Raw genomic sequence first — 14099 nt, forward strand, 5'->3', positions numbered from 1 at the left:
CATTATATTGAAGAATTGTAGTTAGATGATATGATGAATTTAGTCGATTACTTTTGTAAAGGAGATACTTTTCGTGCGAAAAACTAGTATTCTCATATTATCTCTGATCTTCATCATCCTTTGTTATTTAACATTCATATCAGCAAAAAAAGTTTTTCGCTCCGATTGGCAATTACCTCAAGCAATCGACCACAAGCAGGAACAACACCGTCTTGTTCTAATCACACAAGATATGGAAACGCCCTTCTGGGATAATGTCGGTAAAGGTGCCAGGAAGCAAGCTAAGAAAGATGGAATCAGCCTTGAAGTTTGGGGAATCTATGGAAACAACCAAGAAGATTTCTTGAAGAAAATAGAAATTGCGATCCACTCCAAGGTCGATGGTATTATTATCCAAGGTCTCGATACTGCCGAGTTTAAAGAATTAACGAGAATCAAAGCTTCGTTTTATGGAATTCCTATCATTACAGTTGCGAACGATGTTCCAATGAAGGAAAGTCTTAGAAGAACGTACGTTGGTTCTGATCAATATCTGGCCGGAAAAATGATTGCGCAGCAATTGCTTACAGACGTGGGTTCAGAAGGTACCGCCGTCCTCATGTACGACAGCCATCAGGTATATTATCAAACAGAGAGGCTCCGTGGAATTCAAACCGTTCTGAAGGATTACCCAAACGTTAAGATCATCAATGCGGAAACGACTGATACTAGAGAGCAAATTATGGCCGCTACCCGCGACGTGCTTAACCGAACACCTAATGTAAATGCCTTTATAGTCGTCAATGCGAATGCCGCTGGGGCAATGGCTCAAGAAATTAGAAAGCGCTATCAGGCGGAACACTATCACCTTTATACATTTGACGATGGTCCTGAATCATTAACACTGCTTAAGCAGGGGAGGCTGGACGCGATGATTGAACAGTCCCCTGAGAAGATGGGTGAGATTAGTGTAGAGCTTATTGTAGAATGGTTAAACGGTGACACGGTACCTCTTAATATTGACGGTTATTTTACTGATATTAAAATTGTGAAAGCAGAAGACGCCCTATGATCAGTATTCAAAAGAAAATATTAATACTCACCACAGTTGTTTTGGTCATTATGTCCGTTATTTGGATAGGGCTGACATTATATAACCATAAAACCCAAAAGCAGTATAATAAAATTCTTCAACGGTATTTAAGTATAAATGAAGTCACAAGTGCAAGTCAGCATGTGATAACAGATCTTAACAACTACATGCTGATGCCGTCCGCTAAGAATCTAGATAGGCTTAATCAAAGTAAGGAGGAAATTCAATCAGCGAAACGGGGAGTATACGCGCTAAGAAATGCAGAGAATAATTTCACATTAACTAATTATCTTAATTTGATTGATAGTCTTATAGAAACATCGAACCGTTTACTGTTGTTTTATTCGGAGAAAGATACCGAAGCTTCAGTGAAAGAATTCGGAGAGGCGATGCGTATCTCTAGTTACATTTCTGAGATGTCGCTCACCCTAATCGACACAGATCTGAAATCGTATGACCGCTTCTATCGCGGCATCATCGAACAATCGGGAGAAGTAATGAAACTGGGGATATGGCTATTACTGCTGATTACCTTTCTGCTTCTGTTAGTTACGTATAGGATCTCATTGAGCATTTCGAAACCGGTCTATAAATTGACACAAGCGGCAAATGAATTGTCAAATGGCAGGTTTGATTTGAAAATTAACGTAGAAACCAATGATGAAATTGCCTTTCTCGCGAGGACCTTTGATCGAATGCGGATCAATATCAACAATTTAATATCAGAAATAAAGCAAAAGGCTCAACTTGAGCGTGAACTGCAGCAGAATAAGCTTCTGTTGCAGGAAAGCCAGTTTCAGAGCCTGCAAAGTCAGATCAATCCACACTTTTTATTTAACACCCTCAATACCCTTTCAAAGAAGGCCTATCTGGAAGGCTCTGAAGAAACGAGCGATCTTCTCGTGAACGTCGCTGGATTATTACGCTACAATTTAAAGCGAATTGACCGATCTGTCACGCTGTTTGAGGAAGTCGAAGTGTTAAGGCAGTATATGGATATCCAAAAGGCAAGGTTTACAGATCGTTTACTATTTTTTATGGAAATAGATGAATCCTGCTTGCACGTTAAGATTCCGGCCTTAACCTTACAGCCAATCATCGAGAATGCAGTAATCCATGCAATTGAACCCCAACCGGATGGCGGAGTCATATGGATTCGGATTATCGATGGAAATGAACAGATCACGATTGAAATTGAAGATAATGGCGTGGGGATGGCAGTGGATACAATTAACCAAATCCTAAAGGAGAAATTCGTTCAAACAGAAGGTCATTCTACAGGGATTGGATTTAGTAACGTTGTAAAGCGTCTGCGTTTCTTCTACGACTATGTGGACGTAATCAATATCATAAGTAAAAAAGGCCATGGGACGAAAGTAATCATAAACATTCCAAAGGAAAGAGTGAAAAATCATGCTAAAGCTCCTGATTGTTGATGACGAACAGATAGAGCGTGAAGGGGTGCAAGCCATTTTAGAAAAAGCTTACCCGGAACTCGCCATCGAACAGGCGAAAAGCGGAGATATCGCAGTGCAATTGGTAGCGGAATTCACACCGGATGTCATCTTAATGGATATTAAAATGCCAGGGATGAACGGGCTAGAAGCGGTTGAACTCATATCGGCAGAGCATCCAAATATTAAGTTTATCATGGTCACTGCCTATGATACGTTTGATTATATGCGTCAGGCGATTAAGTTGGGTGTTAAGGACTATTTGCTTAAACCGAGTAAAGCCAGCGACATTAAAGCGACAATTGGTAAGGTATTAAAGCAGGTTGAGGAAGAGCGAAAATCACATCTGAAAAGCAGGATTGAAAAGGAAGCGCTTCAAAAGACATTAACACTTGTTGAAACCGATGTGGTTACCCAGCTGCTGTTTGATCATGTACATGAAGTTCATGTAAGCATGCTTGTAGAAATGTTGGACAATCCATCCACGAATGAGATGTTTGTCATGATTGTTCTGTTACCAGCAGGTTCAGAAAACTTATATTCTGCCATTAAAGAAAAAGTAAGAAAGACGAGGAGCGGCTGGGTCGGCGCGTTGTACGGAAACCAACTTCCCATCATTGTGTTCCGGCAGCCGGAAAAATCGTTCAGGTCGGAAGCCGCTACTCTTGCTCGTGAAATACTTTCCGTAGCAAAAAACGGCCTTCTTACTGGCTGGTTTGTCGGAATAGGGAATACCTGCGGTTCACTGGACCAGATTCGTCAATCCTACCAGGAATCACTTATCGCTACTATTGACTCGTCACTTCCGCTGAAGTTCCGTTTTTATTCCGAGGTACCTGTTCTCAGTGATTTGAGCAATGGTCTTCAAGTTCTCCATCACAAAAAAGAGTTTTCTGATCAAATTCGTCTCGGGCAGTGGGAGCCAATTCGTAAGGATGTTTTGAAGATAATTCAATGCTACGAAAGCGAAGGTGCTAATTTGTTACTAACGCAGCAGCGGGTGCTCGAAGTACTCTGGATAATTACAAGGGTCATGAGTGAAATGGGTGTAGAGACAGTTACACCGCTATTCTCCTATCAAACTATTGATTACCGCCAGCTTCGTACGGAAACGATACAAATGCTAGACCGCATGATGAAGTCGTACGTGAATCACTTTGATAGGCTCGGAGCAGATACAATCCATCAAATTAAACAATATATCTTTGAACACTCCAATGAGGATATTTCTTTGGATGCGCTGGGGAGGAAGGTCGGCTTGAGTCCGATGTATATAAGTAAAATTTTCAAGGAGAAGCTGGGAGTCAATTATATTGACTTACTGACTGAATGCCGAATTGAGAAAGCTAAAAAACTATTGGCTGATCCTGAGAAAAGTATAAAAGAAATTACCTTTGAGGTAGGTTATCACGACCCTAATTATTTCAGCAAAGTGTTCAAGAAAATGTGTGCCGTTTCTCCAAAGGAGTATCGGAGTACACTCCTCGGAAAAAGATGAAAGCATCTAGGCTTGATTGAAAAGGAGAGAAAGAGATGGGACGGGTTTACATTCGAACAAGGCTGATCGTACTCACACTGGCTTTCGTTTTTTTTGTCACGGGCTGCGTTGGCGGCGATATAAACCCTGAATCTAAAGCTCCTATGAAAGTGCCAAAAAGCGAAACCCCTGCTAAAGATCAGATTACAATAGGTTTCTCAATGGATACATTAAAGGAAGAGCGTTGGCTAAAGGACAGAGATCTTTTCAAAGAGGAAGCAGAAAAGCTAGGTGCAAAAGTGAAGATTAAGGAAGCCGACGGAGACGACACATTACAAATTGTTCAAGCCGAGGAGTTAATCAGTAAAGGTGTTGACGTCCTTGTAGTCGTTCCTTTCAATGCCGAATCGACTGCTTCCATTGTGAATAAAGCACATACAGCCGGTATTAAGGTCATTTCATATGACCGGCTAATCAAAAATGCAGATATTGATTTATATATATCCTTCGACAATGAAAGGGTAGGAGAATTGCAAGCGGAGGCAATGACAATGTTGGTGCCAAAAGGTAAATATGTATACATCGGGGGAGCGGAAACAGATAATAATGCTCATTTATTCAAAAAGGGAGTTTTTAACATACTGAAACCGTCCATTGAAAGCGGTGACATTACAGTCGTATTCGACCAATGGACTGAAAACTGGACTCCTGCTAATGCCTACTCGAACATGGCGGCTGCTCTAGGAGCAAATCATAATCAAGTCGACGCAGTCATCGCTGCAAATGACGCAACAGCTGGCGGTGCCATTAAAGCACTTGAATTACAGGGGCTCAAAGGAAAAATCCCAATTGCCGGTCAAGATGCAGAGCTGGCTGCTGCAAAGCGGATTGTCGAAGGTACTCAGATTATGACTGTATACAAGCCAATCAGGACACTGGCAAAAACAGCAGCTGAACTTGCCGTCAAGGTAGCGAAAGGTGAAAAAATAGAAACGGACAGGAAAGTCAACAATGGAAAAATAGAAGTCCCTTCTGTCCTGCTCACGCCAATCGCAGTTGACAAACTCAACATCGATGAAACAATTATTAAGGATGGCTTCCATTCAAGGGAAGAAGTTTATCAATAGAAGCAAGGGTAGAAACAAGGGGACGGTTCTTTGAAGCATAAGAACCGCCCCTTTGCTTCCTTCCTTATTTCTTGTCAATTTTTATTTCGTAAATCGTTGGGGTTTTTCCTTTCGGCCATTCTATTTTTAGGTCTAGTATTTCTGGGACTTGTTTTGTATCAAAGAATTGATAACCTGATTCAATTGTTCCGAGTTTTTTCCAGCCTTTTGTTGTTCTTACGGAAATCTTACTTCCTGATAAGCTGTTTTGATCTTCTAGAATGGTGATTCCCGTTACGCTCGTTCCGGCTTCTCCGATATGATAGAGTATTTCTCCAGCTTTTGTTCCTGCCGGCTGGAATTTCGTATTCAGTTTGCCATCAATCAGATTATCCTTTGCAAACCCTATTTTAGTTGCCGCATTGGTTGTGATTGTCGGATCATTGTTTTCAGGGTAGAATACGCCATCGTTTATCACCAATTCTTGCAGACGAATCCACTTATCTGAGCCGACTTTCGTTCTCGTTACCTTAAATCGCAAATACTTAGCTTTTTGATCTAAATCACGGACTTCTTTTGACCGATATGGAGCTTCATGTATATCAAAAATCGCATCGCTCCGGTCTTCATTTGCTGCTTCGCCCTCATTAGGACCATCTTGGTTCCCAAAAGTCATCACGGTCGTCCATTCGCTTCCATCTAAAGAAGCCTCGAGAACGGCATGTCTTGGAAAATCATGTTCTGCTTCCGTAATAACCGCTTTTAAACTTTTTAGGGTGATTTCTTGACCTAAATCATAGGTAATATACTTTCCATTTAACTGACTATTCTTAAACCATGCTGGTGTTGTTAGATCACCATCAAACAGTGCCAGCGGATTTTCCATACTCGTGTAATTGGTTTCTTTTACGGATTTAGGTTCAATTTCAAATGAGGTTACGTTTAAACTATCTAAAGTAAATTCAACTGGCTTGGCTTGTTTATTCAGCAGCCTCACATATCTGGCATCAGCTGGAGCTTTATTACTTTTTACTTTATCCCACACGATGCCGTTTAAAGATGTTTCTACCGTTAATCCTTTCACAGAAGGTGCTTCAATGTCCGTTACATCTTTAACTCTGCTTAATTTTACGCCAAGATATTCATCTTTATTGAGCTTAATCGTACCTGCAGCATTTATGGAAGTCGTTGTTTTGCTTTCTGTTACTGATAACGTTTTATAAGCATCGACATTCGTAAAAATACTTGCTTTTGTTTCTGCCTTCTGAAGATCTAACAACTTTGCCACCTTAGGTGAGATTTTACTCTCCAAATTATTCGTAAATGGCTGCAGTCTTTTTTTAGCAGGTGTTGTTTTCATTGTTCCACTTAATAGTGGTCGATCATAGTCTAAGCTTTGCTGACGTAAAGTGCTGGCTTTTGAAAAATGTTCCCACGTATCTGCTTTATTCCCCGCTTCAATCGCCAGGTCTGTTTTGATGAACTCAATATCAGCCAGGACCATATCCCGCAATGCTTTTACAAACGGCGCTAACTCGGCCTTTAACTTTTCATTTTTTGTTTTTGCTAAAAATCCATTTGAGGCATCGGCAATTTTTTGCAGTTCGGCTACCGCTTCTGGTGCAGAATCCTTTAACGAGCTGCTGTTATTTACTTTAGACGTGATTGAATCTAACAAACTCTTAATATCTTCACTCTCTGAAAGTGTAAGACCGTTTGGATTGGCATCGGACATATGTTTTGCTAATATATGAAGCTCTTCGGTTGCATTTGGCTCGATATACTTAAAGCCATCTTCCCAACTTTTTTGCGCGTTAAAGGTCTCTGTGTTCCATGTATAATCGGCAACAGCAAAAATAGCCACCTTTGAAGCTTCTGCTTCCTGCATTGGGTTTGTCACGGCACCGGCAAGATTTTTAATTCCTGGCTGCAGCATTTCACCTTTTCCTAAGAATACGCGCGACATATCGACATCATTCACCGGCCAGTTTAACCAGAATAACGGATTCCTTCTTTCCACTCCGCCATTACTTCTGGTCTTAAATGTATCAATGGTAGACTGGTCAATCGGTGCACAGGTAGTCGACCCCGTCCAGAAAATTTGAATATTTTTATCGAATCCCTGTTCATAGGCATTCAACTCGTTAGGATTCCAAGCCCAGCTTGAATTGTAGCTTGCCGGACAGTACAAGATATCGTAGACATCGCCTTTTGCTTTTGCCCATTCGGAAACGGAATGCATCAAGGCGACCACATAATCACGCGGCAGGCTGCCGACATCATCACCTAAAACACCAAATTGCCGGACTCCGACGTCGTATAATTGGTCGAATTTTGCCAACATCTTATCAGTATTTTCTTGAAGCTTCAGCATTGGATTGCCGCCTGTTTGCGAGATCGCCGCTACTTCTGCCAAAGGGGAAATCGTCCAAACGAAACGAGTTTTATTCTCATTCCCTACTTGAGCCATTTCTTTAATTTCTGCTAATTTTTCGTGTGGATATAACTCGGCCCATTTTTCTCTGTGATAAGGGTCATCCTTTGGGGCAAATACATAGGATGTCGCTTTAAATTGACCGCCAAACCGCATAAGCGACATGCGATCCTCATTACTCCAAGGAATGCCGTAATATCCTTCAATAAATCCTCTGATTTTTGTATTGGCATAGTCTTTAATGGTTAAATTTCGTACTTCTTTACCTGGAGCTTGGGCCAGAATAGCATTTAATGTTACCACCCCATAGAAGCTCGCATCGGTATCTTTTCCTAAAATAGTAATCGTGTTGTTTTTGATTTCTAACTGGTATGCATCAATTTTCGTAAAGTCCATGTCGTCACCACTAGCTGATGCATACTTATCAACAGGTCCATTAGAGCCTTTCGTGCCTACTAATAGGTTAATCTTATCATTAGCTGGCTGCGACCCAATGGCTGGGACCGGATAGCCATTTTGTTTGAAGCTATTTTCTACTTTTTTTCTCGTTACGGAATCAATGGTGTCGTCGTAGATAACTTGAATCGCTTTATCGAATGTAAGCGAACCCTCATGATAGGTTACGTGGTGCGGTACAGGGTAAATTTCATATTCGATTGGGGCATTTTCTTTTGCTGCAGCGGCGTGCGCCTTAAGTCCAAAACCTGTACTAACGATCATGGTAAAGATAATCGCCAGATTGAGCCAAACCTTTTTTGTCAATTTCATTCCCTTCTTTCTTAAAAAAATTTAAATAAAACCTTCCGCGCGAAAATATCCTGTTCACCTCACATCCTCGTTTGGATTTTCTATAATTGGTTTTTGAAAAATAAAAAAGGCACGGAAAACAACCGAGAATACTCCCGTTCTGTTTTCCATGCCTAGTATCATCTAGTCACATGAAACCAATTATATACACCCTGATTCTAAACCGCTTACATTTCGGAAGTCAATATGATTTTTAGTTTTTAGTAAAATTTTACTATAAAGAAGCAAGGGGACGGTTCTCGCGCTTCCGAAAAATGATGATAAAGTCGGTGAAGTTTTTTGAAAATTCATGATAATGTAATAGTGAAGTTGTTTCCAATTTACGGAAAGGGGTGGAAAGGGATTTGCCGTTTTACTAAAATCACAGTTAAAAATTTTACTAATAAGAGAAAGGAAGTGTGCAAATGAAAAAAACAATCGGTCGTATTGTGTTAATTGCGACACTGATTCTATCTAACTTTAACATTCCTTCATATGGACAAGAACTGAAGAAAGCAAATCCCACCGTGGAGGATGATGGGGAACGAAGGATTAACTTTAATGAGGGTTGGCGTTTTCAACGGGAAACCAACGGTACTATTGCAGGAGCTCAGAATCCTACCTTTGACGATACTTCCTGGCGGCAATTGAATCTGCCGCATGACTGGAGTATTGAGTTAGATTTTAATAAAAATTCACTCGCGACACATGAGGGCGGTTATTTGGATGGCGGGATCGGCTGGTACCGAAAAACGTTTACCGTCCCGGAGTCGATGAAGGGGAAGCGGATTTCCATCGATTTTGATGGGGTTTATATGAACAGCACTACGTATTTAAACGGGGAAGTTTTGGGGACCTATCCGTTTGGTTATAATGCCTTTTCCTATGATATTAGCGATAAACTCTATACGGACGGTAAAGAGAATGTCCTTGTTGTTAAGGTAAATAACACCCAGCCGAGCAGCCGCTGGTATTCAGGAAGCGGGATTTATCGAAATGTTTATTTAACCGTGACAAGTCCGGTCCATGTTGCAAGATACGGAACGTTTGTCACGACACCAAATTTGGAAAAAGCATCTGCGGAAGGCAGAGCCGATGTAAACATCAAGACGAAGGTCAGCAATGAGTCGGGTGCAGCTGCGAACGTGAAGGTGAAATCGACGATTTATGATGCAGACGGGAAAGCTGTAACAACGGTGGAATCTGAGGGGAAAACCGCTGCAGTTGGTGCAGCAGTTAATTTTGAAGATAACACAATCATCAATCAACCGAAGCTATGGAGCATCGACAATCCCTACAGATACAAGCTTGTTACTGAAGTTATTGTTGGCGGTCAAACCGTGGATACATATGAAACGCGCTTTGGTGCCAGGTACTTCAAATTTGATGAAAATGAAGGATTCTCGCTAAATGGGAAGTATATGAAGCTCCATGGCGTTTCAATGCATCATGATTTAGGGGCTTTGGGTGCGGCGACGAATGCGCGTGCCGTCGAAAGACAAATGCAGATTATGAAAGATATGGGTGTCAACGCAATCCGAGTCACCCACAATCCGGCATCGGCTGAGCTGCTTGAGGCTGCCAATAACTTAGGTCTATTCATCGTGGAAGAAGCCTTTGATAGCTGGAGCCAGTCGAAGAAGACCTATGACTATGGACGATTTTTCACGACATGGGCCGAACATGACATTAAAGAAATGGTCGATCGCGGCAAGAACGAGCCAGCGATTATCATGTGGTCAATTGGAAACGAAATCTATGACACGACAAATGCTGCCGGTGTAGAAACAGCGCGAAATTTAGTCCGCTGGGTCAAAGAAATCGATACCACTCGGCCGACAACGATCGGCGAGGATAAAACCCGGGGAGATAAGGTGAATGTCACACCAATCAATAGCTATATAAAGGAAATTTTTAATATAGTTGATATTGTCGGACTGAATTACAGCGAGAACAATTATGCCGGGTACCATCAGCAGAATCCAACTTGGAAGCTGTATGGCTCGGAAACGTCTTCGGCAACTCGTTCGCGCGGCGTTTATACACATCCGTATACGTATAATCAGAGCACCAAGTATGCTGATTTGCAGCAATCCTCTTACGATAATGATTATGTCAGCTGGGGCAGAACGGCTGAGGATGCCTGGAAATACGACCGCGACTTAAAGCATATCGCAGGGCAATTTATTTGGACCGGCTTTGATTATATTGGTGAGCCTACTCCTTACTACAATTCCTATCCAGCAAAAAGTTCTTATTTTGGCGCTGTCGATACGGCAGGTTTTCCGAAGGATATCTTTTACTATTACCAGAGCCAGTGGAAAAATGAACCAATGGTGCACCTGCTGCCACATTGGAACTGGAATGAGGGAGAAACAGTCCGTGTACTAGCATATACAAACGCCAATAAGGTTGAGCTTTTTCTAAATGGAGAATCATTAGGAGAGCGTAGTTATGAAAATAAAATAACTTCTTGGGGTGCTTCATATAAAGAAACGAAGGATGGAAAAACATATCTTGAGTGGGCAGTACCATTTAAAGCAGGCAAGTTAGAAGCAGTGGCCAAGGACGAAAACGGCAAGGAAATTGCCCGCGATCTAGTGGTTACCGCCAATGAGCCGGCAGCTGTTAGATTAACAGCAGATAAAAAAGTGATCACTGCAGACGGGTCCGATTTATCGTTTATTACGGCAGAAATCGTTGACAGTAAAGGGAATGTTGTACCGAATGCCGAGCATCTGATTAAGTTTAACGTATCAGGCCAAGGGGAATTGGCCGGCGTTGACAATGGGAATGCGGCAAGTGTTGAACGATACAAGGATACCAAGCGCAAGGCTTTTAGCGGAAAAGCGTTAGCAATCATTCAATCTAGTAAGCTGTCGGGAGAAATCACTATAAACGCTTCCGCTGCGGGACTTACTAATGATTCTACGAGTCTATTTACGATAGCGCCAGCTGACCGCGACAGTAGAGCAGTCGTCGGTACGGACGCAGTAAATGTTACTGTCGATGTCAATGAGGCGCCAAAGCTGCCTTCAGCGGTTAAAATATATTACAGTGATGGAGCCGTTGATACGAAAAATGTGACATGGGATGCGATCGATCCGACGCTATATAGCTCTGTCGGTAAATTTACCGTCGCGGGCAGTGTGGAGGGGACCGCAATCAAGGCAAAGGCAATTGTGACCGTCAAAGGTGTTGCCGCGGTGAAGCCTTATTCAACGGCAACAAAGGTTGGAGTTCGTCCGGTGCTCCCTGAAAAAGTAACTCTTCTCTACAGTGATGAGACGACAAAGGCTGTAAACGTGACGTGGGCAGATATTTCCGAAGACAAACTCGCTAAAGAAGGCAGTTTTGTCGTGGAGGGTAGTGTTGTGGAAACAGACCTCAAGGCAAAAGCAAATGTCAGGGTAACAAATGAAAGTAGGTCAGTTAATATTATGCTACCGGCTCAGGGCTCGTCCTATCCGCAGCTCGAAGCAAGCTTTACCAATCCGGCTGACGATTTGAGTCATTTAAACGATGGAATTAAGAGTTATAACAATAATCCTGTCAACCGCTGGACAAATTGGACAAGAACTCCGCGCGACAGCGGTGATTCGATTACCGTCGATTTCGGTAAGGAACATGTGATCAATAATCTAGATTTGTTTGTTTTTACAGACAGTGGAACCGTTGTTCCTGACAAGGTAACGGTCCAATATTGGAACGGAACAGCGTGGAAGGAAGTAGAAAGCCTAACACAGCCATCGCCATATGTCCTTCAGAAAAATGAAATCAGGTTTGAGGCTGTGCCGACTGACAAACTAAAGTTTCATTTGACACCATCTGAAAAAGGGAAATACTTGGCCCTGACAGAGGCAGAGATTTATGCAGACCAGATCGTGATGAATTCAACAGCTGAACTAAGCAGCATTACTATTAATGGGAAAGCGTTGGCGGATTTTGATGCGGCTAAAAAGCAGTATGAACTGGTGCTGCCGTATGGCAGTGCACTTCCAAAAATAGAGGCTGAGGCTGCGAACCATGCTGCGGTTACAATCTTGCCGGCATACGCTTATCCAGGAACAGCTAAACTATTTGTTACCTCAGAGGATGGGAAAGTCAGTTCTGAATACAGCATTGCTGTCTCAACTGAAGAGCCGAAGCTGTTATCGGCAGAACTATCCGCGGACAAGGTGAATATTGTCGAGGACGATATCATCGACCTAAAGATAAAGGGGCTGCTCGAAAGCAAGGAAGTTGTTGAATTGACCGGCATCCAGTCGACCTATGAATTTGACAAAAACATTATTAAAATTGAGGGTAGCAAGCTGTATGCACTAGCTGAAGGCCAGGTCAAGGTAAAAGCGACAGTCAATTACAAAGGTGTGACAGTTACGACACCGGAAATTACTTTTAAAATAGCGAAAAATCCAACTCCGAAAACCATTGAGCGCTTAGAACCTGTCACTTTAACGGTTGGAAAAGGGGAAGCGCCGGCTCTTCCTGCAACAGTGGTGGCCCATTATAACAGAGGGATTCCGGGCAATGTCAAGGTGAAGTGGGAAAAAGTCAATCCGTCTCTTTATCAAAAACTAGGCGAGTTTACGGTTTTGGGCAGTGTGGAAGGGACAAAAATCAAAGCGCAGGCTAAGGTGATTGTGAAGGGGGCCATTGCAATTGAGGATGTCACTATGGCAGTATTTCCAAAGCAGATGCCCGAGCTGCCGCAAAAAATAACGGTATTCTACAGTAACGGTACCGAAGAACAAGCGGATGTGAAGTGGGGGGATATTCCAGCAGCTGAACTCGAAAATGTAGGCGAGTTTGTGGTTAAAGGTACTATAAAGGGTATTAAGCTTAAAGCAACTGCCCATATTAGGGTCACAGATGCGGTGGGCGGTGAACAGAATATCAGCCGGGCGAAAAATGGCTATGAATATCCGAAAGCCGAGGCTTCTTTCACTAACAATGGACCAGGATCGAGTGACAGAATTGAGGCGATTAATGATGATGTCATCTCATACGATTCGGAGCCGCACAATCGTTGGACGAATTGGCAAAGCTTGCCGCGTTCAGGAGATTGGGTTTCTATTACTTTTGGAGACTACGAACCTAAGGAATATGATGTCGATAACATGGAGATCCACTGGTTTGCCGATCATGGTACATCGTATCCGGGAAGCTTTAGAATCCAGTATAAATCCGGTGATAGCTGGAAGGACGTGACCAACCTAAAGAGTGATCCAACTTCTCCAGTTTTGGGTAAAGCTAATATATATACCTTTGATAAAGTGAAAACCTCAGCTATAAGAGTTGATATGACCGCACAATCTGGCAAGAGTTTAGCTATTACTGAGATTAAGGTGTTCTCTAAGTGGCCAAAAGCAAGTACCGAGCCAAAGGTTACTGACATTAAGTTAGGAAGTAAAAGTGTTCTCGGTGACTTTGTTAAAAAAGGAGAAAACTATGAATTAAACGTTGAGGTTAAGGATCTTAAAGATCTCCCGAAAATCAAGGCAAAGGCCTCAGATCACACAAGCATTACTGTCGTGCCATCTGTTACAGCTCCGTCGACCGCTAAGGTAATCGTAAAATCGGAGGATGACAAGAAGGTGAGTGTTTATAACATTCATTTTACAATGCCGTGAAGCAAGGGGACGGTTCTTGCGCTTCCTTCGGAAGCACAAGAACCGTCCCCACTGCTTCCAGGAATTAATTATTTGACATTGTGAGGATAGCGTTTTATACTAAATTTGTAGCGATTACTAAAACGTTTTCGGAAACA

The 14099-nt window shown here is 42.3% G+C and carries 6 protein-coding genes; 5 read left to right on the plus strand and 1 reads right to left on the minus strand.

Annotated features, from left to right (window positions below):
• Positions 1-73: 73 nt before the first annotated feature.
• The 4 genes from ACFVSW_RS05155 to xylF are packed head-to-tail and all read left to right on the plus strand — an operon-like array spanning position 74 to position 5130.
• On the plus strand, positions 74-1051 hold the full coding sequence (locus tag ACFVSW_RS05155; RefSeq protein WP_387313046.1) for a sugar ABC transporter substrate-binding protein: 978 nt from the start codon (positions 74-76) through the stop codon (positions 1049-1051).
• Complete coding sequence (locus ACFVSW_RS05160) at positions 1048-2508, plus strand: sensor histidine kinase (RefSeq protein ID WP_387313049.1); 1461 nt, start codon at positions 1048-1050, stop codon at positions 2506-2508. The genes ACFVSW_RS05155 and ACFVSW_RS05160 overlap by 4 nt, the downstream gene beginning before the upstream one ends.
• Entirely contained in the window at positions 2486-4024 is a 1539-nt protein-coding gene (locus ACFVSW_RS05165) for a response regulator (RefSeq protein WP_387313051.1), read from the plus strand. The genes ACFVSW_RS05160 and ACFVSW_RS05165 overlap by 23 nt, the downstream gene beginning before the upstream one ends.
• Positions 4025-4059: 35 nt before the next feature.
• Positions 4060-5130, plus strand: coding sequence for a D-xylose ABC transporter substrate-binding protein (gene xylF / locus ACFVSW_RS05170; protein WP_387313054.1), 1071 nt, complete (start codon positions 4060-4062; stop codon positions 5128-5130).
• A gap of 64 nt (positions 5131-5194) precedes the next feature.
• Here xylF and ACFVSW_RS05175 read toward each other — a convergent pair whose 3' ends face one another.
• On the minus strand, positions 5195-8305 hold the full coding sequence (locus ACFVSW_RS05175; protein ID WP_387313056.1) for a glycoside hydrolase family 84 protein: 3111 nt from the start codon (positions 8303-8305) through the stop codon (positions 5195-5197).
• Positions 8306-8754: 449 nt separating this feature from the next.
• Here ACFVSW_RS05175 and ACFVSW_RS05180 point away from each other — a divergent pair, with 449 nt between their 5' ends.
• Entirely contained in the window at positions 8755-13962 is a 5208-nt protein-coding gene (locus ACFVSW_RS05180; RefSeq protein ID WP_387313058.1) for an Ig-like domain-containing protein, read from the plus strand.
• The last annotated feature ends 137 nt before the right edge of the window (positions 13963-14099 follow it).

It is taken from the genome of Neobacillus sp. NPDC058068, from assembly GCF_042885335.1.
Taxonomy (GTDB): Bacteria; Bacillota; Bacilli; order Bacillales; family Cytobacillaceae; genus Neobacillus.